The 23,290-nt window shown below is 34.1% G+C and carries 24 protein-coding genes and 2 pseudogenes; 19 read left to right on the top strand and 7 right to left on the bottom strand.

Annotated elements, in window-relative coordinates:
* Window positions 1-159 precede the first annotated feature (159 nt).
* The 3 genes from KHA87_RS07805 to KHA87_RS07795 all read left to right on the top strand — a co-directional run bounded on the left by KHA87_RS07805 (window position 160) and on the right by KHA87_RS07795 (window position 3,448).
* On the top strand, window positions 160-981 hold the full coding sequence (locus tag KHA87_RS07805) for a M15 family metallopeptidase (RefSeq protein ID WP_213093513.1): 822 nt from the start codon (window positions 160-162) through the stop codon (window positions 979-981).
* A gap of 238 nt (window positions 982-1,219) precedes the next feature.
* Window positions 1,220-1,801: a YitT family protein gene (locus KHA87_RS07800; RefSeq protein WP_213094276.1), complete on the top strand. Its 582-nt coding sequence runs from the start codon at window positions 1,220-1,222 to the stop codon at window positions 1,799-1,801.
* A 186-nt stretch (window positions 1,802-1,987) separates the two neighbouring features.
* Window positions 1,988-3,448, top strand: coding sequence for a lmo1851 family serine protease (locus KHA87_RS07795; protein WP_481748339.1), 1,461 nt, complete (start codon window positions 1,988-1,990; stop codon window positions 3,446-3,448).
* Between the two features lie 83 nt (window positions 3,449-3,531).
* Here the strand turns inward: KHA87_RS07795 and KHA87_RS07790 are convergent, their stop codons facing one another.
* Window positions 3,532-3,774 carry a DNA alkylation repair protein gene (locus KHA87_RS07790; RefSeq protein ID WP_213093512.1) on the bottom strand — a complete coding sequence of 81 codons (243 nt, stop codon included), beginning with the start codon at window positions 3,772-3,774 and terminating at the stop codon, window positions 3,532-3,534.
* Between the two features lie 80 nt (window positions 3,775-3,854).
* Between KHA87_RS07790 and KHA87_RS07785 the strand changes: the two genes are divergently transcribed.
* The gene (locus KHA87_RS07785; RefSeq protein ID WP_213093511.1) at window positions 3,855-4,115 is read left to right on the top strand and encodes a hypothetical protein; all 261 of its coding nucleotides are present in this window, start codon (window positions 3,855-3,857) and stop codon (window positions 4,113-4,115) included.
* Window positions 4,116-4,140: 25 nt separating this feature from the next.
* Here KHA87_RS07785 and KHA87_RS07780 read toward each other — a convergent pair whose 3' ends face one another.
* From KHA87_RS07780 to KHA87_RS07770, 3 genes are all read right to left on the bottom strand, one after another.
* On the bottom strand, window positions 4,141-4,704 hold the full coding sequence (locus KHA87_RS07780) for a GNAT family N-acetyltransferase (protein ID WP_213093510.1): 564 nt from the start codon (window positions 4,702-4,704) through the stop codon (window positions 4,141-4,143).
* Between the two features lie 365 nt (window positions 4,705-5,069).
* Window positions 5,070-5,666 (bottom strand): undecaprenyl phosphate transporter UptA, encoded by a 597-nt coding sequence (gene uptA / locus KHA87_RS07775; RefSeq protein WP_213093509.1) that lies wholly within the window; start codon window positions 5,664-5,666, stop codon window positions 5,070-5,072.
* Between the two features lie 15 nt (window positions 5,667-5,681).
* The gene (locus KHA87_RS07770; RefSeq protein ID WP_213094274.1) at window positions 5,682-6,464 is read right to left on the bottom strand and encodes an undecaprenyl-diphosphate phosphatase; all 783 of its coding nucleotides are present in this window, start codon (window positions 6,462-6,464) and stop codon (window positions 5,682-5,684) included.
* A 296-nt stretch (window positions 6,465-6,760) separates the two neighbouring features.
* Here KHA87_RS07770 and KHA87_RS07765 point away from each other — a divergent pair, with 296 nt between their 5' ends.
* From KHA87_RS07765 to dapF, 6 genes are all read left to right on the top strand, one after another.
* Entirely contained in the window at window positions 6,761-7,084 is a 324-nt protein-coding gene (locus KHA87_RS07765; protein WP_213093508.1) for a DUF4870 domain-containing protein, read from the top strand.
* Between the two features lie 121 nt (window positions 7,085-7,205).
* The gene (locus KHA87_RS07760) at window positions 7,206-7,979 is read left to right on the top strand and encodes a hypothetical protein (protein WP_213093507.1); all 774 of its coding nucleotides are present in this window, start codon (window positions 7,206-7,208) and stop codon (window positions 7,977-7,979) included.
* Between the two features lie 76 nt (window positions 7,980-8,055).
* The gene (locus tag KHA87_RS07755; RefSeq protein WP_213093506.1) at window positions 8,056-8,382 is read left to right on the top strand and encodes a four-helix bundle copper-binding protein; all 327 of its coding nucleotides are present in this window, start codon (window positions 8,056-8,058) and stop codon (window positions 8,380-8,382) included.
* A 110-nt stretch (window positions 8,383-8,492) separates the two neighbouring features.
* On the top strand, window positions 8,493-9,776 hold the full coding sequence (locus KHA87_RS07750) for an NCS2 family permease (protein WP_213093505.1): 1,284 nt from the start codon (window positions 8,493-8,495) through the stop codon (window positions 9,774-9,776).
* Between the two features lie 151 nt (window positions 9,777-9,927).
* Entirely contained in the window at window positions 9,928-11,169 is a 1,242-nt protein-coding gene (locus KHA87_RS07745; protein WP_213093504.1) for an EAL and HDOD domain-containing protein, read from the top strand.
* Between the two features lie 92 nt (window positions 11,170-11,261).
* Window positions 11,262-12,245, top strand: a complete 984-nt coding sequence (gene dapF, locus KHA87_RS07740) for a diaminopimelate epimerase (protein ID WP_213093503.1) — start codon at window positions 11,262-11,264, stop codon at window positions 12,243-12,245.
* Window positions 12,246-12,382: 137 nt separating this feature from the next.
* Here the strand turns inward: dapF and KHA87_RS07735 are convergent, their stop codons facing one another.
* On the bottom strand, window positions 12,383-14,212 hold the full coding sequence (locus tag KHA87_RS07735) for a DNA ligase D (protein ID WP_213093502.1): 1,830 nt from the start codon (window positions 14,210-14,212) through the stop codon (window positions 12,383-12,385).
* Between the two features lie 123 nt (window positions 14,213-14,335).
* Between KHA87_RS07735 and ku the strand changes: the two genes are divergently transcribed.
* The 6 genes from ku (at window position 14,336) to KHA87_RS07705 (ending at window position 19,826) form a co-directional block, all read left to right on the top strand.
* A complete protein-coding gene (gene ku / locus KHA87_RS07730; protein WP_213093501.1) occupies window positions 14,336-15,169 on the top strand; it encodes a non-homologous end joining protein Ku in 834 nt (277 codons plus the stop codon).
* Window positions 15,170-15,247: 78 nt separating this feature from the next.
* Window positions 15,248-15,895, top strand: coding sequence for a phosphatase PAP2 family protein (locus tag KHA87_RS07725; protein ID WP_213093500.1), 648 nt, complete (start codon window positions 15,248-15,250; stop codon window positions 15,893-15,895).
* Window positions 15,896-16,000: 105 nt separating this feature from the next.
* Window positions 16,001-16,165 (top strand): YjcZ family sporulation protein, encoded by a 165-nt coding sequence (locus KHA87_RS22595; protein WP_213093499.1) that lies wholly within the window; start codon window positions 16,001-16,003, stop codon window positions 16,163-16,165.
* Window positions 16,166-16,670: 505 nt separating this feature from the next.
* On the top strand, window positions 16,671-16,871 hold the full coding sequence (locus KHA87_RS07715) for a cold-shock protein (RefSeq protein WP_055739531.1): 201 nt from the start codon (window positions 16,671-16,673) through the stop codon (window positions 16,869-16,871).
* 241 nt (window positions 16,872-17,112) lie between these two features.
* On the top strand, window positions 17,113-19,068 hold the full coding sequence (gene ltaS / locus KHA87_RS07710) for a lipoteichoic acid synthase (protein WP_213093498.1): 1,956 nt from the start codon (window positions 17,113-17,115) through the stop codon (window positions 19,066-19,068).
* A 134-nt stretch (window positions 19,069-19,202) separates the two neighbouring features.
* Window positions 19,203-19,826: a CAP domain-containing protein gene (locus KHA87_RS07705; protein WP_213093497.1), complete on the top strand. Its 624-nt coding sequence runs from the start codon at window positions 19,203-19,205 to the stop codon at window positions 19,824-19,826.
* 392 nt (window positions 19,827-20,218) lie between these two features.
* Here KHA87_RS07705 and KHA87_RS07700 read toward each other — a convergent pair whose 3' ends face one another.
* Window positions 20,219-20,446, bottom strand: coding sequence for a hypothetical protein (locus KHA87_RS07700; protein ID WP_213093496.1), 228 nt, complete (start codon window positions 20,444-20,446; stop codon window positions 20,219-20,221).
* Window positions 20,447-20,629: 183 nt separating this feature from the next.
* Between KHA87_RS07700 and KHA87_RS07695 the strand changes: the two genes are divergently transcribed.
* Together KHA87_RS07695 and KHA87_RS07690 are read left to right on the top strand one after the other, a co-directional pair.
* Entirely contained in the window at window positions 20,630-21,388 is a 759-nt protein-coding gene (locus tag KHA87_RS07695; RefSeq protein ID WP_213093495.1) for a metallophosphoesterase family protein, read from the top strand.
* A 342-nt stretch (window positions 21,389-21,730) separates the two neighbouring features.
* Window positions 21,731-22,276: a hypothetical protein gene (locus KHA87_RS07690; protein WP_213093494.1), complete on the top strand. Its 546-nt coding sequence runs from the start codon at window positions 21,731-21,733 to the stop codon at window positions 22,274-22,276.
* A 173-nt stretch (window positions 22,277-22,449) separates the two neighbouring features.
* Here KHA87_RS07690 and KHA87_RS22590 read toward each other — a convergent pair.
* Window positions 22,450-22,982: pseudogene (locus tag KHA87_RS22590) on the bottom strand (IS1595 family transposase); the annotation flags it as partial.
* A gap of 38 nt (window positions 22,983-23,020) precedes the next feature.
* Between KHA87_RS22590 and KHA87_RS07680 the strand changes: the two are divergent.
* Window positions 23,021-23,278 (top strand): annotated as a pseudogene (locus KHA87_RS07680) (transposase); the annotation flags it as partial.
* Window positions 23,279-23,290 lie beyond the last annotated feature (12 nt).

Here is a 23,290-nt window from a genome sequence, read left to right as displayed (position 1 = left end):
ATCTAATCTTTCCAAAAGCATGCTCTTTTGTTATTTTTGTCCTATACATGTAAAAAGTTTAATGAAAAATTCATAGTTTTTCCTGCCCTTTTTTTCAATTTCTTTGATACACTCGTACATATGAATAAATTTAATTGTGATATAAAGAAGAAAGGTGAAATGATGAAACGTTTTTTAATTCTTACAACAGCGATTCTTTTGTTAGCTGGTTGCAGCTTGGGCAAAATAAAATTTACAGAAACCCAAACTGAGAAGAGTCCAGAAAAACAGACCAAGCAAATAAAGAATAATGATAGTGAACAATCCAAGACAACTAAAAGTGATACGGAAGATTCTGAGCTAACGTTAGACTCGGAGTATTTTAATCAAATAAAAGTTGTGAATGGAATTAAAACAATTGAGAATCCAGCTAATATATTATCTTTAGTAAATAAAGATTATTCTCTTGGAGAATATAAACCTTCGGATCTTGTCCGTCCGAAAGTAGCCTTTTCATTTGGGAATCAGGATATTGAAAAAAGCTATATGAGAAAGGAAGCAGCTGTGGCTTTAGAGCAAATGTTTGCAGAGGCGAAGAAGAACAACATTAATTTGTTTGCTGCTTCATGTTATCGATCATATACAAGACAAAAAGCATTATTTGATGCCGAGGTAGCAAATGTCGGCAAAGCAAAAGCGGAGCAAGCTGTTGCATTTCCAGGAGAAAGCGAGCACCAAACGGGACTAGCTATCGATATAACAAGCGATAAAGAAAATTTTCTGTTAACCGAAAAATTAGGTGAAGAAAAAGAGGGAATATGGCTACGCGAGCATGCCCACGAGTTTGGCTTTATTTTGAGATATCCAAAGGGTAAAGAGGATATTACCAAATATGAATATGAACCATGGCATTTTCGCTATGTAGGTAAGAAAGCGGCAAGTGTTATTTATAAGCATAATTGGACATTAGAAGAATATTTTCAACATGTTAAGGAGATATAAAGGCGAGGTTTCTCGCCTTTTTTGTTTTTCTTAAAATTTCTTCTTTTGTGATGAAAACCTTATATCTTCCCTTACTTTGGTTATGAAGAGTAATCATCTTAAGAAAAGAGGCCCTGAAACTAATTCTATATTAGGATGGAAAAAATAAACGAAATGTAGCCTAGCGAAATATTGAGTAATAATGGAAATTTTGCATGAATCGTATTCCCCCTAAATAAACTGTTTTTAGAGAAATAAAATATCGGGGGAGAGGACCATACAAAAAGTTGGACAAATTATATTAGGAAGTATTTTATTATCTATAGGTGTAAACGGTTTTTTAATCCCCCACCATTTACTGGACGGAGGATTAATGGGAATAGCATTAATCACTTATTATTTCTTTTCCATTCCAACTGCTGTAAGCATGATATGTTTAAGCATTCCGTTATATATTTTTGCTTTCTTTTATTATCGGCGCTATTTTTATAACAGTCTTTTTGGACTAGTTTTTTGTTCCTTTTTTTTGGACTTGTTTACCTTTTTATCTAATAGAATTCATTTTCCAATTTTTATAAGCGCACTCATCGGAGGAGCTTTAATAGGTATAGGAGCTGGATTAATTCTGGCAGCAGGAGTTGCTGGCGATGGCTTGGATTTGTTTGCACAAATGGTAGGGGCGTTTTCGAGTATAAATGTGGGAATAATCATTTTTATGCTAGATACTATTGTCCTTTTATTGGGAATGAATTTTTTAGGGCTGAGTATCTTTTTGTATTCTTTACTAGCTACGATTACTGTAGGTTTTTTTACTTCCTTATTAACTATCCGTTATATATGAGATGAAGGTAGTACAAAATAACACAAACATCATTTAATAAAATCCAACATTCGAGTTTTTTCGTCTCTAATAAATCCTTTTCTTTCGTAAATCTACAAAAGCTGATAAAATAAAGTGGTTAGTATTTTTTACATAGCAAATATGAATATCATAGCAATGTATACGGGAATGAAAGTGGTGAATGTCTTGGAAGAAGAGAAAAAAAATGTTGATTCCTCAACAGAACAAATAAATGGTTATATACGCATAAAAAAATTCAAATTTGTAATGCTTATTTTTGTTCTAGTGTTTGCAACAGCAGGTGTAACAACCTTCGCACTGGCATTTGGAGATAAAAAAGCAGTGAATGTTGTCGCGAATAATCGACCTGAATTTAATAAGCTGTATGCTGTTTATGACAAGTTAGAAGGCAACTATTACAAGGATGTTAACAAAGATAAGTTAATTAATGGTGCAATAAATGGAATGGTGGATGCTTTAGGAGACCCATATTCTGATTATATGTCTGAAGACGAAGCAAAGCAATTCAATGAAAGTATTTCTTCCTCATTTGAAGGAATAGGTGCAGAGATTCAAGAAAAAGACGGTTTTATAGTTGTTGTATCTCCGATAAAAGGATCTCCGGCAGAAAAATCCGGTTTAAAACCAAATGATAAAATACTAGCTGTGGATGGTAAAAGTATTCGAGGTATGTCTGCAAATAAAGCGGTATTGCTTATCCGCGGTAAAAAAGGGACGAGCGTAAAATTAACGATTCAACCAGCCAGCTCAAAAGTAACAACGGAAATGACGATTGTTCGAGATAACATTCCAATCAATACAGTGTATGCGGAAATGATGCAAAACGGAATTGCCAAGGTGCAAATTACTAGCTTTTCTGAAAATACCTATAATGAATTTGTAAAAGCATTAGATGATATGGACAAAAAAGGGATGAAGTCTCTTATTATTGATTTGCGCCAAAATCCTGGAGGTTTATTGGATCAGGCAATTAAAATTTCGAATTTATTTGTACCTGAGGGCAAAAAGATAGTCCAAACGGAAGATAGAAAAGGGAAACGGGAGCAAGAGGTTGCTGAAAGCGGTAATAAGTTTAACATACCGGTTGCTATATTAATGGATGAAGGTAGTGCCAGCGCATCGGAAATTACAGCAGCAGCACTTCATGAATCTGCCGGAATTCCTTTAATTGGCCATAAGTCTTTCGGTAAAGGAACGGTCCAAACGGCTACAGCCTTTAAGGATGGATCTAATATTAAATTTACTGTTGCAAAATGGTTAACTCCAGATGGTGAGTGGATTCATGAAAAAGGAATTCAACCAGATTTCAATGTAGATCTTCCAAAATACGCTAGTCTTCCAATTATAAATCCAGATAAAAAGTGGAAGGTGTCTGATGTTTCTAGTGAAGTAAAAACGGCTGAACAAATGCTAAAAGCAATTGGATATAATCCTGGAAAAGTCGACGGACTATATGATAAACAAACAAAAAATGCAGTGGAGAAATTTCAAAAGGAAGAACATCTTAAAGTTACTGGTACTCTTGGTGGGGATACTACGCTGCAGCTAATGAATAAATTGAGAGATAAAATAATTAGTGATGATCCGCAAGTGAAAAAAGCGGTGGAAGTTTTAAGTGGAAAATAACACTTTAATACAGCTCCTGTATTCAAAGGAGCTGTATTTTTTTATAAAAAAAAAACGCTATTTATAGAATAAATAGCGTGATGTTAAGAGTGTTCTCCAAATTTTAGAAAAGTTCTTTCATCTTCAATAAGACCACATGCAGCGCATTGAACCCGATATTCCGGACCTTTATAAGGAATATGAAATGGATCTACAGCGCTGTTTTCAAATTCCTCTACAATTTCTCCTGACCGTGGGTCCATTTTCACTGCTTGAGGTATTTGCTGTATAATATTAAATCTGGAACGGTTTGTTTTGCAATTGGGACAACAATATGGTCCATGCATCAGAATACCTCCAAATGTGATTTGTAGTAAATAGAATTTCCCATTATTTATTTTTTATGTATAAAAAGAGGTGTTAACTAGTGTCTTTTGAAGAATTATTGATAAGTTATCGGAGTACATGGAATAATCGATTATTAAGGGACGACAGTAAAACTGCCGAGGAAATATTAAAGGATGCGATCAAAAATGAATTGCTAGACGAGAACACACATCCTCGACTAAGAAAACGGAAGGAAGAAAAATTTTATTATGCGATTAAAAGGATAAGTGATTCTCCTATTTCGGATACAGCGAAAGCGAAGCTAATAGGTTATTATCTAATAATGATGGAAGAATGTTAAAAAACTCACCAATAATGGTGAGTTTTTATGCTTCTAACGCTTGTGTTTCCTCTTGTTCTGCTGATTGTCTCATTAAATGCAGCGAATATTGGTCTTTGGATATTTCATATAAATCGTATATATATTCTGTTCTGTTTAATTGATCGAATATACACTTCCTTGTTTCATTTGCTTTTATGACAAAAGGAAGTTTTTCGGCCGCCTTAATAGATCGGATATTTTCTGTTCGAATTCTCATAAAAATAGTTTCAATCCCTATTTCATAGAATAATTCTTGGAAAAACGCATCCTTTGCAAGCTTGTTATACCCTTTGCCATGGTATGGCTTTCCAATCCAAGTACCTAAAAAACCAGCATTATTCTTAATATCAAATAAATTAATGGTACCAATGGGGCTACCCCATTCATCTAGTATAGTTCTCGAAATTAGCTCACCGCGTTCTTCTGCTTCAATCGTTTGTTTTGTTAAAAAGAGAAATTCATCATGTGAATATGCTTTTTGGCGAACGAAAGGGAAGACATCTGGGTGCACCATAAGTTCAAATAAACTAGAGTTTTCTTGTCCGGTTAACTCACGTTTCTTGAGCATCGATATCCCTCCAAAGAGGGCAGTTCTCCCGTAAAAAGAGGAAAACCCACCCTCGAAATTTTTTAAAATTGCCTAAAAAATTTCGGGGTGGGAATCGAACCCACTAGAACCAGACAATACTCTTGCTGGTGGCGCACCATTTGCCTTCCCTAATTGATGATAACCATCAAAAAGTTGTATTTTACTTTATCATTAAACCGGATTGTACCGGCAATCAATCTTAAGTGAAATTACTCCCTTTATGATTTTTTTATAGTATTTAATGAAAAGATTTCTTTTCCTTTTTGTATATTACAATAAAAATTAACAAATGAAAATAGGATAATTATATATATTTTTTGACCAAATTTTACTACCTTCGACATTTAATTTTTTGTTCTTCTGCGATATTGAACATAAAAATAAAAAATTAGTGATAATATAGCAATGATAATAATCGGTTGTATATATTTTCCTGCTATATCACTTATCGAATCCCAATGGTTGTTTAATTGAATTCCCAAAAGTAAGAATAAAATAGTCCACGGAAGCATGGCGCAAGTTGTGTAAAGTATAAACTGGGAAAACCTCATCCTGGCAATTCCGGCTGGAATGGAAATAGCATGTCGAACTATAGGAATAAATCTAGCTGTGAAGATTACGATTGTACCGTATTGTTGGAACCACCTTTCAGAAGCATCTAAATGCTTATTCTTTATAAATAAAAACTTTCCAAATCTCTCAAAGAAAGGTCTTCCTCCATAATAACCGAGCCAATATAAAAAAACCTGTGCCATAGTACCACCTAAAATTCCAGCAATAAGCGCACTTAGAAAAGAAAGCTTATCATTGGCAATTAAGTATCCTCCATAGGCTAATACAATTTCACTAGGAATAATTTCAATCATCAGTGCGAGAGTTACCCCTAAAAATCCGTAATCACCCAATTTTTCCATAAAAGATATTATCCATTCATGACTCATTGTGGATCAACTCCGTTAAAAAATTCCAATCATTTGCAGTGTGATAATGAATAATCCTAAGCCCCATACATAGTAGGCAAATATTTTTAAAGATTTCTTTTTTAAGAAATTTATCATTCCTACTATCGCAAAATAGCCAAATATGGCAGATGCTATTGTACCGAATAAAAGGCTTGTTAAGGAAATACTTTCTGCTTGTCCAGTGAATAGATCCTTGCCTTGTAAAACAATTCCTCCCAATATGGCTGGTGTGGATAATAAAAATGAAAAATATGCGGCTGTCTCTCTATCCAATTTCCTTACTAGCCCTGCTGCAATAGTTAAACCTGACCGTGAAAGCGCGGGGAAAATCGCTGCTGCTTGAAAAGTACCGATAATAAGTGCATCAGAATAACGAATGTCCTCAAGCTTCTTGCTTCCGTTTTTTTTCGATGCCTCAGCCCACCACAGTATTGCTCCAGTTGCTAAGAACTCCCATCCAATTGTCACTCCTGACTTTGAAATAGAATCGAAAAAATCTTTGAACAAAAATCCCGCTATGACTGCTGGTATTGTTCCAACAATCATAATTTTTGTTAATTTGCTGAACGGATGTTTCACAATGTGAAGAAGGTCATCTTTATACACGACTAGTACGGCAAGCAATGTACCAACATGCAGCATGGTATCAAGAAATAATCCCGCTTCATCCAGCCCGAAAAGATGTCTTCCAATAAATAAATGTCCGGTACTGGAAATTGGCAGGAATTCCGTCAGCCCTTGAATAATTCCTAAAATAAATGCTTGTATATTGGACAGCAAATCATTTCACCTTCAATCCTTCATTTACTAAAGCATTTTTTTGTTTTATATCCTAATTAATATTGTGTTCTGGCATCTTTTCTAAGCAGTTATTCATACTTCTTACATGTAGAGAAATTTATAAGGTTTACACGGACAAAAGTATAAGAAAAGAGCTTAATATAATTGGTAACATATTAAATGATATGCAAAATATTTTAGAGGATGTCCAAAAAAGAAAAGATAAAAAAATGTATCTTTTTTTTATGCTAATCGTATATGCTATAGATGATTAGAATTCAGGGGGGAAGAACATGACGAATAAAGACGAAAGATTAATGGCTACATTAATATATGTGTCCAGTTTTTTTACAACATTTATCGGACCATTAATAATTTGGCTGCTAAAAAAGGATGAATCATCCTATGTAGATTATCACGGTAGGGAATATTTTAATTTCCTTATATCCTATACAATATATGGTATAGTTAGCGGGATTCTAGTGATTGTCCTAATTGGTGCAATAGCGCTTTTTGTTATTGGAATCTTAGCATTTATATTCACGATTATTGCCGCAGTAAAAGCATATGAGGGGGAACGATATCAAATCCCGCTAGTGATTCGCTTTATAAAATAATAGTATGTCCTTTCAGAAATCCTCTTTATAGAGGATTTTTTTATGATCTTTTAAAACTATATTCATGAATTAATAGAGTAAAACATATTATAGAATGAATCTACAATTAGGGTGAATAGACATGAATATTAAAGAATTTTATACCGTTATGTCCAGAATCTATTTAAATCAGGTCATTCTAGCAGGCTTTTTCTTATTAGCATGTTTATTTATTTTTCATGCAGCCGGCTTTTCATTAATATTAAGGATCCTATTTTTTTCTATTGCTATTCTAGTAGCATATTTTCTTTTTCGATATTTATATTTCATGAACAGAAGTAATACTATTATTTCCTTATCATCTGAACGGATGAGGATGGCTGTAAGACCTAATGATTTAATTTTGATGTTTTTACCTGCTCCAAGCTTAATGATTCAATTTTTTAATAGTAATGGGGTATGTGCTTGTGAACTTGGTGATGAAAATTTGGCGAGATGGAAATGGTTTTTGCCCTTTTATTTTCGAAAGCATAAAGCAAGCACCTACCAGTTAAAAAAAAGAGATGGAAGAATAGTGGCAACTATTAAACTACGTGATCATTCCAGGAAACTTGAAATTATTTCAAGTGAACAAAAAGTAACGACTGTTTTTCTACAGAAGAAGAAGAGTCGGGTATTGCAGTTGATGGATGACAATAATAATTCCATTAAAGTCACATTTGCTTCCCATAAAATTGAATTTTTTAAAAGAGATAAGCAAATTGCCGTAATTCAAAAAGGGTGGATGCCCATTAGCTTGCAAAGATACTTTTCTCCTAACACACCGATTTTAACGTTTCAAGAAAATCTGAATGAAACAGACCAACATATAATGTATGGACTACTTATTCTTATATTTGCGAAACAATATAATTAAATCAGCAATAATCTTGCATGAAAATAGGAAGTCGGTTCCATAATAAATTCATATCTTATGGATGGAGGTTCCTACAATGAATGCAAATTACAAGATTTGTTTGGAAGCTTGCTTTTCCTGTCTCGAAGCATGCAATATTTGCTTCCATGCCTGTTTAAATGAAGAGCACCCGGAAAAAATGACAAAATGTATCGAACTGGACAGAGAGTGTGCGGATATTTGCGGTTTGACAATTGCTGCAATGCAAAGAAGCAGTGAATTCGTTAGGGATATTTGTGCGATCTGTGCAGCTATTTGTGAAGCATGTGGAACAGAGTGTAAAAAGCATGATCATCAACATTGCCAGAGATGTGCGGAGGCCTGTTTTAGGTGTGCAGATGAATGTAGAAAGTTATCCGCATGATTATTGTTGTCATTCCTTTATTCGTCCTATATAATTATGGATTGTGGCTTACATGTTTTTAACATGGAAAGCGGGATGGGAGAGGGACAATTTAATAAGGTAAGAGATAGATGAGAAAGTTTCGTTTATTTGATATCGCGGAACATGAAACAACCATTAGGAAAGAAATGGTTGCTGGAGTAATTGGATTTTTTACGGTTGCCTATATTATAGCTGTAAATTCCATAATTTTATCCGAAGCTGGCATACCCTTTCAGGGTGCAGTGCTGGCTACCATTCTTATTTCCTTTGTCGGCTGCTTGCTTATGGGATTTGTGGCAAATGCACCGATTATCCTAGTGCCTGGTATGGGGATTAATGCATTATTTACATTTACTCTTGTTCAAGCAAAAGGGTTTTCATGGCAAGAAGCACTTGGTATCGTTTTTGTTTCGGGATTGATATTTGCTATCATCGCATTCACAAAGCTTGCAAAGCTTCTAAACTCTGCAATTCCGCAAACGTTAAAAGATGCTATTTCAGTGGGACTCGGTTTATTTTTAATGTTAATTGGTTTGGAAAAAGGCGGAATAGTTGTTAGAGGCGGCTCATCCATAATTGCTTTGGGTGATTTAAGTGATCTAAAAGTTTTAGCAACTATCTTCACATTTATAGTTACGATTGTATTATTTTTACGAAATACAAAAGGGAATTTTCTAATCAGCATTTTGTTTGGAACAATTCTAGGCTATTTTTTAGGTCTTATCCCACATGACCATAATATGACTTTTTCCATGCATGAGTATGGGAAGGTATTCGCAGGATTATCCTTTGCTAATTTCCTATCATTTCCGTTTTGGGTTGCTGTGTTTTCTTTAACTATGGTACTTGTATTTGAAAGCATCGGACTTATTCATAGTCAAACCAAGCTAGCCGGAAGTCCAGGGAAGTTCAAACGGGTATTACAGGTGAATGCAATCTCAGCGGCATTATCTGGAATATTTGGATCAAGTCCTACCGTTGCAGCAGTGGAGTCTACCGCGTCCATTTCAGCAGGCGGGAGAACAGGCATTACTTCCATTACTGCAGGCACTCTATTTCTATGTTCCATATTTTTTGTTCCATATTTAAAATGGATACCGGACAATGCAATTGCGCCGATTCTTATTTTAATCGGTGGATTGATGACATTAAATATTCGGACAATGGATTTAAAGGATATCACCGAAGCGTTTCCGGCCGTATTAATCATTGTCATGATTCCATTTACGTATAGTATTGCAGATGGGATCGCTATCGGATTTATTTTATATCCGCTTCTAAAGGTTTCTATCGGTAAGGCGAAAGAAGTAACGATGCCTTTATATGTGATTTCCGGGTTGTTTTTGTTGAATTTTATTCTTCAATATTTATAGTTTATATGTGTAAGGAGTAATCTAAAGTGGATTACTCCTTTTTGCTATAAATATTCATAAGATAATCAAACTATAGACTTTTGGACTATTAATTTGATAATCTATGGAATAGGAATGAAAAAAAGGAAACGGTTTAGTAAGGAGCGCTAATATGGAAGTCTTTGTTGCACGACAACCGATATTTAATCAAAAAGAAGACGTTTGCGGATATGAGCTTTTATATCGACAAAGCCAAATAAATGAATTTCCCAAAGTTGACGGTGATCAAGCCACTGCAGATGTCATCATAAATAGTTTTCTTAATATTGGGATTGATGATTTATCTTGTGGTATGCCTTGTTTTATTAACTTTACAGAAAACCTTTTGAAGCAAAAGGTTCCAACTTATTTCAGACCGCAGGAGATTATAGTAGAAATTCTTGAAAACGTTCCAATCACTACGGAGTTATTAGCAATTTGCAAGGAGTTAAAGAGTTTAGGGTATAAAATTGCCTTAGATGATTTTATTTTACAACATGAAAATTCCTATGCGAAACAAATACTTAAGTATGTTGATATTGTTAAAATAGATTATCTAAATACTTCATCTGATATCAGAAGAAATATAGAAAAAGTAGTCAAATTTTTCGGAATAGAGTTATTAGCAGAAAAAGTGGAAACTAGAGAACATTTCGAAGAAGCGAAGAAAGCTAATTATAGTTATTTTCAAGGGTATTTTTTTAGCAAGCCTGTAATCGTATCAACACAAGATATTCCACCATCGTTTGTTTCCTATTTTCAAATTATTAAGCATTTATCTGATATAGATCCAAGCATTGACCAAATTGCAAAATTGATAGAGCAGGATTTATCCTTATCCTACAAATTATTAAAGTTAATCAATTCACCTGCATACAGGCCAAAACATAAAATTCATTCCATCCGGCAGGCAATTATTTTGCTAGGCCTTATCGAAATAAAGAGATGGTTATATGTGTTAGCTATTAGAGAAAATACTGGCTATCAATTTCAATTACCAAATGAATTGGTGAAATTGTGCTTAACACGTGCGAAAATGTGTGAAATGATCTCTAAATCGCAATATACATTTTTGCCGTCTGCCAGTTATTTTTTAGTAGGGATGTTTTCGCTAATGGATACCATTCTATCTACCCCAATGGAAAGCATTTTACAGAGACTCCCCCTTGGGGATGAAATAACCGATGCTTTGATTGGTAAAGATAATCGCATGAGGGAAATATTAGATATAACAGTGGCGATTGAAAAGGCTGATTGGGAAAAGGTAGACCTTATGTCAAAAAGCGTTGGATTAACCGAACAGCAACTATTTTCTATATATAAAGAAGCATGTAACTGGTCTGAGGTCGTCTTATCTGAGGATTTAACAGTCTAATTATTATTTCTAAAATAATTGCTAAAACTAAATATTTGTGGCATTTTTAAATATATGATTCCATTTTTAGCGGAATATTGGGGGTTTCCATAGTGAAGATACAACTAAAAAAATGTCACGGTTCCAATAACGATTTCATTTTAATCGATGAAATATCCAATTCATATGATTTTACAGATAAAGATCGCGAAAATTTAGCCATTGCATTATGTGACCGAAATTCCAGACTCGGTGCTGACGGAATCCTTTTTGTAATGTTCAGTGACATATGTGACGCAAAAATGAGGATTTTTAATGCAGATGGTTCAGAAGCTTCCATGTGTGGAAATGGATTACGATGTGCCGGGCGTTATCTCTGTGAGCTTTTGCAGAAAGATGAATTAATTGTTGAAACATTAAAAGCCAATTTAAAGGTACAAAAAGCAGAATATATTTATAATCAAATTCCAACTTATCAGGTTGAAATTTCTCCCGTTCTTTTTCAACTAGATCAGCTTCCGATGATGCTTCCAAAAGAAAAGCTGTTCAATGAAAAGGTTACAGAGTTGTCACAAGACTTGTTGTTTTCAGCTGTTGCCGTTCCGAATCCGCATCTGATTAGCTTTGTGGATGAGACAATAATTAGATCAAATATACAGAAGACAATTTCAGAATATGTGAATGGACCGAATGACTTATTTCCAAATGGAGTAAATGTAAGCTTTGTGAAATTTATTCAGGAAGGCAGAATTTATGTAAGAACTTTTGAACGCGGGGTCGGTTTTACAAATGCTTGCGGTACTGCAATGTCAGCATCCTCGTTAGTATCTTGCTTGCTTCATCTAAATGAGATAGAAGAAGAGATCGAAGTATTTACTAACGGCGGGAAGGTTCGCTGTATCGTCCATAAAATGAATGATGATTATAAAATTGATTTGATAGGTAATGCAACCTTTTTATATGAGGCGGAAATAGAAGTGGAGTTATATACACCTGAGGATTTTTCCATAGTCGCTAAGACTGAAAGCTTAGAGCAAAATGAATACGAGCAGTTAGAACGCCACGCCAAGGAAGTAGTTGATAGTATACTTTTTTGATTCGCTTATTCATAATAATTGTTCATATCTAAAGCTAATTTTAACTTTTCTAAATCAGATTAGGAGATTTCTACTATTGATGACAGACATATCAAAAAAATAATGGTTGTTATATCCGGCAGAGAGTATCTGCCGGTTTATTTATTGCTTTTTAAAAACTGTAATACTGGTCCGAATGGTTGTATTGCTTTTGCGGAAAAAAAGCTTGAGAATGGGCAGCCAAGCACATTCATACGTTTCAAAACCGTTTTCATGGTGAACTGCTCCGGATGTAGCTTATCCGTAATTTCCTCCCAAAAAAGCGGGGTAGCAACCAATGCGTCTTTATTTCCACGCATCGAATACGGAGCAATAATAGTTTTCCCTTCTGCATGCTGAACAAAATCAATGTACAAACGATTTTTTCGATTCTTTTTCAATCTCTCGATAGTAAATAATTGTGGCTCCTTCGTAATCAGAAATTCAGCAATAAATTCTGTGAAAAAACGAGTTTCTTCCCATGTATAGGTGTCTTCCGGCAAAGGGATGTATATTTGCAGCCCCTTATTTCCAGAAGTTTTAATATAACTGATTAAATTCAGGTGGTCGAAGACTTCTTTCATCATCAGACTTGCATGTACTGCCAAATGAAATTCGTTCCTGGAAGGCGGGTCTAAATCAAACACGATTTCACTTACATATCGAGTCTTGTTATGATGAAATGGAATGTGAAATTCAATTGCCAGCTGATTTGCAAGCCACATCAATGTCTCAAGATTATTGCAGACAATATAATCAATATTATCTTCGCGATAGGTTTCAATGAATGCAGGTGCATAGTCTGGGCAATTCTTTTGGTAAAAGGGTTCTTCAAATGTTCCATGTGGATATCTGATTACAGTTAATGAGCGATTTTGCAAAAAAGGCAATATATAAGAGGACATAATCCTGATGTATTCAATAAAATCTAATTTGGATATCTCATTCTTCCATATTGGTTTGTCCGGATGTGTAATCTCTACCTCCTTTGGAATGTCTAATTTGTCTAGGCGGAATTGTTCATAGGTACAATCCTCCGGTGCAAGATCGAAACGAAAACGATGAAAATGTGGCTCTCTCAATTGTTCCTCATACCATTCTAAATAATGGACATCAATACATATAGATGGGTGGATTTTTAATAATCCATTTACATTTTCATAAGCATTGTCTTTTATTATCTGGTTAAGTGCCTGCTTTTGCTCTGGTGAAATGCTGAATAGAAATAGTCCTAAGTTAACAATCTCTTTCCCCTCAAAAACGCCAATATGATAATAACCGTTCTTCGGATCATATCCCGTAATAAAACAGGAAACTTTCTTCCAATTTTTGATTTTTACCCAGTTATTTGTCCTTTTTCCTATCTCCCATTTGCTTTTTTTTAGCTTCGCAACAATACCCTCACTGTTAAACGTATGAACTTTTTTAATGATCAATTCCGCGCTGTTTTCGAAAGGTACATATTGCAATAAATCCTCTTTCTCGTTTGTAGGATATAACGGGAAACTTATTTCCTTAAAGAAAGATTCCAGCTCCTTTTTTCGCTCTACATAAGGTTGATTTTTCATATCTCGTCCTTGCATTTTTAACAGATCAAATACTAAATATCGGCATGGGCGTTTTTTTGCCTTTTCCCGAATTTTTTCGTTTGAACGCATACGACCCCGAATCTGCAGCTGACCGAAATTTGCCTTATTTGGATTTTCAAGAACAACGAGCTCGCCATCCAAGACTATAGGAAGATACCTCTTTATTTTCTCTATGTTTCGTAGAAGGAATTCTTTTAGTTCCGGGAATTGCGGCAGAAGGTCTAATTCATTTCGACTCCAAAGGTATATATTTGTTTCATCCAATTCTAAAATAGCTCGGAATCCATCATATTTTATTTCATACATCCAAATGCCATTTTCCGGAGGTTCGGATATTAATGTAGGTAGCATTGGTTTCAAAAACTATTCCCTCCTTTAAAAGTAGTGTTTCCTAATTGAAAAATTTTTCCCAAATATTTATGCGCATGAAATGGACTATGGAACGAAAATTAATAATAAGAAGAAAGGGAAGGAGAAAAAGTGATGCACACAATATGGAAGGGAAGTATTAGCTTTGGGCTTGTAAATATTCCGATAAAACTACACGCTGCTACGGAAGATAAAGATATTAAATTAAGATCCCTTCACAAAAAATGTCATACCCCGATAAAGTATGAAAAAATGTGTCCCGTTTGCGAAGAGGAATTAGCGATGGATGATATTGTGAAAGGCTATGAGATTGCAAAAGGGAAATATGTTATCCTTGAGGATGAGGAGTTAAACGAGTTAAAACGAACATCGGAAGAAAAAGCAGTGGAAATTATTGATTTTATTAAAATGGAAGAAATCGATCCCATTTACTATGATCGCAGCTATTATATGTCTCCAAATGAGGGAGGTATAAAAGCCTATGGACTGCTGCGTAAGGCACTAATTGAATCAAAAAAGGCAGGTCTTGCTAAAATTGTTATGAGGTCAAAGGAACAGTTGGCAGTAATTCGTGTGCTGGAAAATACCTTATTGATGGAAACGATTCACTATCCTGATGAAGTTCGAAGTACAGCAGATGTACCAAACGTTCCTGCGGAAGATCATGTATCGAAAAAAGAAATCGATACCGCCATTCTGCTAATTGATCAGCTTACGACCACTTTCGAACCGGAAAAATATACAGATGAATATCGATCAAGGTTGATGGATTTAATTGAATCAAAGAGAACTGGAAAAGAGCTTGTTACTCCTAAAGAGACTAAGCAGGCTGCAAATGTCACCGATTTAATGGCGGCACTTCAAGCATCAATAGATAAAACAAAAGCAAAAACGGAGGAGAAACCAAAGACAAAACGAAAAACAACTAGAACGAAAAAAGCACAATAAGCACCATCAATAAAGACAGTTCAATTAAGAATTGTCTTTTTGTCTTTCTGTGATACGATGGTAAAAAGAGGTGAAGGAATGAAAAGGCAAAAAATATGGTTAGGCTCTTTTCTTTTTATATTATTGGTTATCTTTTCGTGGATGTTTTTGGAAATTGCGAATAATTTCGATGGGACGCAAATCCGCCATTTTGACCTCCAAATTATACATCTGGTCCAGAGCAATATCTCCAATCGATTAACTACGATCATGCTATTTATCACATTCTTCGGGTCTGTCAAAGGGGTAGCACTAATTACATTTATTGCTTGTATTTGTTTATACATAACCCGTCATCGATTACTAGCGATGTATTTAGCCATTACCGTTGCATTAGGAGCGGGAGCATTTAATCAAATTTTAAAACTTATTTTCAAACGTGCACGTCCAGATATTCAACCAATTATTGAACAAAGCGGCTATAGTTTTCCAAGTGGTCATTCTATGGGTTCGATGATTTTATATGGAAGCTTAGCATTCATACTATATAAGGTGTATAACAGGTTATGGGCAAAAATAATAGGGGTGATTATTGGAGTATTTCTAGTGATCATTATAGGAATTAGCCGAATTTATTTAGGTGTTCATTATCCCAGTGATGTTGTCGGTGGATATTTGGCAGGGGCATTCTGGATATTGATTTGTATGATTGCATTTACATATTTTGAAGGGAAAAGCAAGAAATGATAACGTTAGGCATTCATACAATATAGCCCAATTTGGATATTTTACACGACAAACAACCTTCCTTTGAATAATGTATAAGTGACATATAAAAAAGGAGGTAATTCTATGGATGGCGGTTATGGTGGAGGCTTCGCTGGAGGCTTCGCGTTTATTGTAGTATTATTTATTCTGCTTGTCATAGTGGGGGCAGCCTACCTTGGAGGCGGCTGTGGGTATGGCGGCGGTTATGGCTATGGACCTGGTTACGGTGGCTACGGTGGATTCTGGTAAAAGAAATACAAAATCATTGTCCAAATAATTTAAGTAAATGAATAAACGATTAACATGGCATCTGCTGAAGAAGTGGGTGCCATTTTTTATGATAAGCCTCTTTTTTTCAGAAACTTGGATTTTCGTTTTTTACCTTGCATTTTACCCATTATTGTTATATTATAATATAAGATTAAAGTTAAATGTTAGAGGCTTCGTTCCTTTTCCGCTAGGAGATAATTTACAATTCAACTGGCGCGATCAGCGGAGTCGCAAGGACGAAAGAGAGGTAGGGCTTTCGTTGTTTTGATAAACATCTAGTTAGTTTTTACTGTTCATAAATTGAGATGACTCAATTAATCATATATTTTAATTTTTTGCTTGATCAGAAATTATGGAGTTTATGATTCACATGTTATAAAGAGTAACTACTTTTTTGGTGTGGATACTCTTTATAATATGTGAATTTTTATTTACTGCGTAAATATAAGTAACATATTAAAAAATTTTTGGAGGTTGTCTATACATGACACAAGGTACAGTAAAATGGTTTAACAGCGAAAAAGGATTCGGATTCATTGAAGTAGAAGGCGGAAACGACGTATTCGTTCATTTCAGTGCTATTACTGGTGAAGGATTCAAAACATTAGAAGAAGGTCAACGTGTAGAATTCAATATCGTTGAAGGACAACGTGGACCACAAGCTGATAACGTTGTAAAACTTTAATTTTATTAAAAAGCTGCCTATAATGGCAGTTTTTTTTTTTTTTTAAAATTTTCGGCAAAAAACGCGGAAAAATATGTTTAAATATACACTTATAAGGGTATAAAAGAAGTGGTATAGAATTACTATTTTGCATTTTGATACTTGATTTTTTTTTATAAAGTATTAAAATGGTTGAAGTAAAATAGTATTTTTGTGTTCATAACCTTAAAATCATCGTTTGGCGATTAGGAGGTTTATAGTAGTGCAACATTTCAAATTAAAAGTTCGTAGTTTATTAAATAAAAAGTTTTCCTTACTTTTTATTGCAACTGTACTTTTTTGGTTTAAAACATATATTGTTTACAAAGCAGAATTTAATCTAGATTTGCAAAATGCGATGCAGGAATTTTTATTATTCTTCAATCCAATAAGCTCTGCTTTATTCTTTTTTGCCATTTCCTTGTTTTTTAAAGGAAAGCTGCGTTCATTAAGCTTAATCATCATACATTTGTTGCTTTCTATCTTATTATATGCAAATGTTTGTTATTATCGTTTCTTCAATGATTTTATCACCATTCCGGTTTTGACTCAGACAAAAAACTTTGGTGATCTCGGTGGCAGTGCCCTTGCCTTAATGAAGCCACATGATGCTCTCTATTTTCTTGATACGCTGTTTATCATTTGTTTAGTAGTATTTAAGATTGTGAAGGTTTCCTACGAGAAGTTAAATCGAAGAACAATTTATGGTTTTTTTGCAGCAGCTTTAGCATTCTTTATTGTTAATTTAGGTCTTGCAGAGGCAGATCGCCCAGAATTATTAACCCGTACTTTTGACCGAAACTATATTGTTAAATATCTTGGAGCATATAATTACACCATTTATGATGCAATTCAAACGACAAAGTCATCTGCACAACGAGCATTTGCGGATAGCAGTGATATAGTTGATGTTCAAAATTATATTAAGGCAAATCATTCAGAACCTAATCCGAAATATTTTGGTGTTGCTAAGGGAATGAATGTTATTTATGTATCAATGGAATCCCTGCAGAATTTTGTCATTGATTATAAAGTAGATGGGCAAGAAGTAACTCCATTTTTAAACAAATTAACACATGATTCTAATTATTTTTATTTCGATAATTTCTTCCATCAAACAGGTCAAGGAAAAACTTCCGATGCTGAGTTTATGATGGAAAATTCATTGTTTCCGCTGCCAAAAGGTGCTGTTTTCACAACAAAGGCTCAAAATACTTATCAGGCGGCTCCAGCTATTCTTGATCAATTAGGATATTCTACAGCGGTATTTCATGGGAATTATAAAACGTTCTGGAATCGCGATGATATGTATAAATCACTAGGATATCAAAAGTTTTTCGACGCCAATTATTATGATATGAGTGAAGAGAACACCATAAATTACGGAATGGAAGACAAACCATTTTTCAGTGAGTCAATGGAATATTTAAAGAGCCTTCCACAGCCGTTTTATACGAAGTTTATTACTCTTTCGAACCATTTTCCATTTGAGTTAAGGGAAGAATCTGATTTTCCAAAAGGAAATTTTGGCGATAAATATGTGGATAATTATTTTCAAACTGCTCATTATTTGGACCAGGCATTAGAGCAATTCTTTAATGACTTAAAGTCATCCGGATTATATGATCATACGATTATTGTTTTATATGGAGATCATTACGGTATTTCTGAAAATCATAATAAAGCAATGGCCAATGTTATGGGAAAAGAGATTACACCTTTTGATTATGCACAACTGCAAAGAGTTCCATTATTTATTCACGTACCTGGTGTGAAGGGGCATATCGACCATACGTATGGTGGTGAAGTAGATGTACGCCCAACTCTATTCCACTTGCTTGGGATTAATACAAAGGACTATATTTCATTCGGATCGGACTTATTATCGGAAGAGCACCATCAGCTGGTTCCATTCCGAAATGGTGATTTTGTAAACAATCAGTATACACAAGTGAGTGGTAAATGCTACAGTAATCCAGATGGTGCCTTAGTAGACAGCAAGCTTTGCGAAACAAGTGATAATGAAGCTAAGACGATGTTAAGCCTATCAGATAAAGTGGTATATGATGATTTACTCCGTTTTTATACACCGAAGGGTTTTACTCCGGTAAATAGAGATGACTACAATTATACAGTTGACCAGCGTCAAGATAATACAACTGTAGATGATAATAATTAAGAAGAAAAAAGAGGATGACCATATGGGTTTATCCTCTTTTTGGTTATAAAAATATTTTTTTGCGCAAGGGGATATTTTCGTGAAAAGATGCCAAAATATTTGGAGTATAATATTACCTAATTTGGGGGGCAATTATGTTGAAAAAAATTATTGTTCTATTATTGCTTAGCTTATTTGTTTTACCCTTTAACTCCATGGCGCAAATAAAAATGTTTAAAGAACCACCATTTGATTACTATAAAGTGTCAAAGGGAGATACATTTTGGTTTATCGCCAAGCGATATGGATTGGATTACAAAAAATTAATGGCCTTAAACCCTACGGTTCAACCAAGAAATATGCACATTGGTGAAGTAATTAGGTTGAGGGAGACAGCAGCAAGTCCAACAGGATTTGAGAATCAAGTTGTGCAGCTGGTGAATAAGGAAAGAGCAAAAAGGGGATTAAGTGCGCTTTCGCATAGAGCTGATTTGCGGAATATGGCAGAGAAAAAGGCTATGGATATGATTAACTCTAACTATTTTTCCCATAATAGTCCAAACTATGGCTCTCCTTTTCAGATGATGAAAACATTCGGCATCAGCTTTATCTCGGCAGGAGAAAATATCGCGGAAGGCCAGAAGTCTCCTCAAGAAGTCATGAATTCATGGATGAATTCTTCCGGGCATCGCGCCAATATTTTAAAAGCTGAATATAATTATATCGGTGTAGGATTTTACCATGGTGCTTGGGTGCAGGAATTTATTCAATCCAGATGAAAAGCGAAATAACAACTTCTCTAGTGTACGGATGAGTGAAATTTGAAATGTAGTTTCACGTTTCCTAGTCATTGATGTGCAAGTTTAGAAACACTGCATGGAGTAAGTCTACCTGTTTATTATGTGGGAGAAGAAGTAGAGATCCGTTGGCTATAGGTATTTAAAATATCTAATGGGGCTTGTCTGTGGGACAAGAAAACGTAGTGCGCACTCCATATTGTTTATAGAGCTTCTCTTTTGGATAAAAGTTGGATTGCACACTCTGAAATATCTAATAGTCCATGTATATTGGACAATATATATAGATTGAGGACCTATAACTAGACAAATACTTAACTCAATAATCGAATTGGCTTGGAGATATCCAAGCCTCTTGTCTTTGCTTATTTACATCAATGCATGATTTTTTTTACCTTTTCTTGTAATAAAATTAATGTCATTATTTTAATATCGTTATCATGGAGTAAACGTTCGAGCTGCTCGGTTTTTTTAGAAAATTGACTTCGTTTCAAATCATTTAAACTGCGTTTAATTCTATTTCGTATGATATTTAATTCTTCGATATTATTTTCTATTAATTCATTTACTTCTTTCATTTTTTGATACTCATAAAGGTTCATTTTAACTCCCCGAATCTTTTTTTTACCAATGTATTCAGTAAATAGAAAGATATTCGCAGGATTAAAATAAATTAAATTACTCTCTATTATCAAAAAACAGATAGTAATATATATTTAGCAATAATGAATATATGGTAAAATGGTTTTATTCATATAATTATATGCACGATTTACAGAGTGGAGATGGATATAATAGATAAACGAATACTAGTAATTAGTGATATTCACGGCTGCTTAAAGGAGTTTCAAGAGCTGCTAAATATGGCCGAATTTAATCCGAATTTAGACCAATTGATTTTACTGGGTGATTATGTAGATAGAGGAAAATACAGTAAAGCAGTAGTGAGATATATTAAGGAATTAGTAGAAAACTTCGGAGTAATTGCATTAAGGGGTAATCATGATCAAATGTTCTGTGATTGGCTCGATGAACCAATAGAAACGCTTGAAAGGTATTTTCGGAATGGAGGTCTAGCAACGATTCAATCCTTTTTATCCTTTGACATTGAAAGGGAAATACCGGAAGGGTCGGAAGAACTTACTTATCGAAAATGGGCAGAAGAAATTTTAGCTAAAAATAAGGAGCTTATTGACTTTTTGGCTAACTTACCATTTTATTATGAAACAGATGAATATATATTTGTACACGCTGGTATAAATCCAAATTATGATGATTGGAAAAATACTAGTGAATATGAATTTATTTGGATTAGAGATCCTTTTTTGCATTTTGATCATCCATTTGATCAAACAATTATACATGGCCATACGCCTACTTACATTCTACATAATGATCCAAATATTTTTTACGGAAATAAAAAAATTGGGATTGATGGTGCATGTGTTTACGGTCACCAATTAAATTGCTTAGAAATCAAGGATGGTAATTATACACATTATTGTGTTAAAAAAGAAGAGGAGTACGTTGATCAAGAAAGCTGATCCACTACTTCTCTTTTTTATATTCACTATTTTATAGTATAGGATCGGGATGTTATAATAGACTGTTTTTGTATAGAATATGACTTGGTTTATTTTCTAGACATCCCTTTTATTAAAAGGCTGTTTTCGTAAAATTTGTTGCTTTATAAAATATGTATTAGTAAAGGAAAATTATTGTTATTTGTAGATTATTAATTATTGGTCCTTGTTCAACATAATGGCAGTTTAGTTGAAAAAGGATTTAAAAAAATAGCATAGAAATATATATAATAAAATGATGTTAAAAAGTGGGTAATAACACTTCATCAAATAACATTAGAATTAGTTAAGGGGGAATGTGGTTTGGAGAAAAAAGCATGGTTAGTGTCAATATTGATGATTGTCTTGTTATTTGGTTGTAAACATATTAATTATGACACTTTAGATACATCTAATTTAAAAAAAGTTGAACCAAAGGGAAATCTTACGGAGGAACAATTAAAAACCATACCAGTAAGCTATGAGGCTTCCTCGTTAGAAGAGGCGTTAGATGCACTTCCGTTTAAGGTGAAAATTCCGAGCGATATCCCCTTTGATGCTACACCTTTTAGAATTTCTACAATAGATGACTTTAAACATGATGGGGAAAAATTGAGAGTTAGTTTTACATCGTTTTCAAAGAATAGTGATGACATGATTATCTTAATAATTTCTATCCACAATTTTAAAGTAGAGTATAGTGGTACTAGTGAGGAAGTTAAGTTAGCTGATGGAGTAGTTGGTCAATATAATGGAAATCTTACATTTAAAAAGAATGGGATTTATTACGAAATAGGATACAATAACAAGAATATTTCCTCTGAACAGCGCAAGAAAGATATTATTAAAATCGCAAACCAAATGTTATAAATAGTCTTTAAATAGTAAAAGTAAGAACAATATTATATACAAGTTGTTGAAATAACTGATGCGTTAGTTGAATAACATTCCTTTATAGTCATATCAATTGATATGGCTTTTTTGTTCTAATCCAACTATATTTATACTTCTCGTGAATATTTAACTGTAATGTAATTAGGCTTTCAACAGGAACCTAACATCATACTTTTTATTCTATCCTTAGTAGCTAACTTCTTATTCTGTTGTAGGAATTTGAACCAGTATTAGGTAGTTGTCGAGATATTTAGTGGCTACCCCTTGAAATCTATCCATCCAATCTCCAAGACGTTTATGAAAGCTATTGACATGCTGAACATGGAAAATGCCTTTTTTAACATACCCTTCTTTGCTGACATTAATTGTTTCGTGTTTTAGACCTTTAACCAAAGCAAACTTTTTATAATTCGTAGCAGTATCAGTGCATAACAAAGCAGAGGGGTCTATGTACTCCCCAAGCATCTATTTTTTCTGCTCGGACTCGCCCACGACCAGCTTTTCTAACAACTACTTGACCATTACTTTCTTGTGCAACTACAACAGCAATCTTAAGACTACTAATACCTCTTTTTGGGTCTCTACCTTCAACTTTACGCCCTATAAAAGACTCTTTGAAAAAGGTCTCATCACTTTCAACGATTCCCTTTAAACCTTGAAATCCTAAAGAACGCAATGCAAATTATATCTTGTGCCTCTAATGATGAAGAAGAAATAGCTGACACATACACTACGATTAGAGAAACTCGCTTTAGCAAAGGTCTTGGTTGTGTTCATTGTGGAAGTGTAAAGGTTAAGCGAAACGGGAAATAACGTGGGAGACAGCATTACTATTGTTATGACTGCTGCAAGTCATTTAATGATTTAACAGGTTTACGATATCTTGGGAAATGGGCTAAATATTTTCGAATGATGTTTGAAGGCTACAACTTACCAAAAATAGCTGAAGAACTTAAAATTCACATATCAACTTGTTTCACTGCAAAACGA

The sequence above is a fragment of the Bacillus sp. FJAT-49736 genome, from assembly GCF_018343615.1.
GTDB lineage: Bacteria > Bacillota > Bacilli > Bacillales > Bacillaceae_C > Margalitia.
Note: the sequence above shows the minus strand (reverse complement) of the source record. Positions and strands in the feature narration are given on the sequence as shown.

Excerpts from the sequence above, each read along its gene's own strand:
- KHA87_RS07755 (WP_213093506.1), top strand. The coding sequence starts at position 8,056 with ATGAATGCAAATTACAAGATTTGTTTGGAAGCTTGCTTTTCCTGTCTC.
- KHA87_RS07700 (WP_213093496.1), bottom strand. The coding sequence starts at position 20,446 with ATGAACCTTTATGAGTATCAAAAAATGAAAGAAGTAAATGAATTAATA.
- KHA87_RS07745 (WP_213093504.1), top strand. The coding sequence starts at position 9,928 with ATGGAAGTCTTTGTTGCACGACAACCGATATTTAATCAAAAAGAAGAC.
- KHA87_RS07725 (WP_213093500.1), top strand. The coding sequence starts at position 15,248 with ATGAAAAGGCAAAAAATATGGTTAGGCTCTTTTCTTTTTATATTATTG.
- KHA87_RS07715 (WP_055739531.1), top strand. The coding sequence starts at position 16,671 with ATGACACAAGGTACAGTAAAATGGTTTAACAGCGAAAAAGGATTCGGA.
- uptA (WP_213093509.1), bottom strand. The coding sequence starts at position 5,666 with ATGAGTCATGAATGGATAATATCTTTTATGGAAAAATTGGGTGATTAC.
- KHA87_RS07750 (WP_213093505.1), top strand. The coding sequence starts at position 8,493 with ATGAGAAAGTTTCGTTTATTTGATATCGCGGAACATGAAACAACCATT.
- KHA87_RS07695 (WP_213093495.1), top strand. The coding sequence starts at position 20,630 with ATGGATATAATAGATAAACGAATACTAGTAATTAGTGATATTCACGGC.
- KHA87_RS22595 (WP_213093499.1), top strand. The coding sequence starts at position 16,001 with ATGGATGGCGGTTATGGTGGAGGCTTCGCTGGAGGCTTCGCGTTTATT.
- KHA87_RS07705 (WP_213093497.1), top strand. The coding sequence starts at position 19,203 with ATGTTGAAAAAAATTATTGTTCTATTATTGCTTAGCTTATTTGTTTTA.
- KHA87_RS07765 (WP_213093508.1), top strand. The coding sequence starts at position 6,761 with ATGACGAATAAAGACGAAAGATTAATGGCTACATTAATATATGTGTCC.
- KHA87_RS07790 (WP_213093512.1), bottom strand. The coding sequence starts at position 3,774 with ATGCATGGACCATATTGTTGTCCCAATTGCAAAACAAACCGTTCCAGA.
- KHA87_RS07760 (WP_213093507.1), top strand. The coding sequence starts at position 7,206 with ATGAATATTAAAGAATTTTATACCGTTATGTCCAGAATCTATTTAAAT.
- ku (WP_213093501.1), top strand. The coding sequence starts at position 14,336 with ATGCACACAATATGGAAGGGAAGTATTAGCTTTGGGCTTGTAAATATT.
- KHA87_RS07780 (WP_213093510.1), bottom strand. The coding sequence starts at position 4,704 with ATGCTCAAGAAACGTGAGTTAACCGGACAAGAAAACTCTAGTTTATTT.
- KHA87_RS07805 (WP_213093513.1), top strand. The coding sequence starts at position 160 with ATGATGAAACGTTTTTTAATTCTTACAACAGCGATTCTTTTGTTAGCT.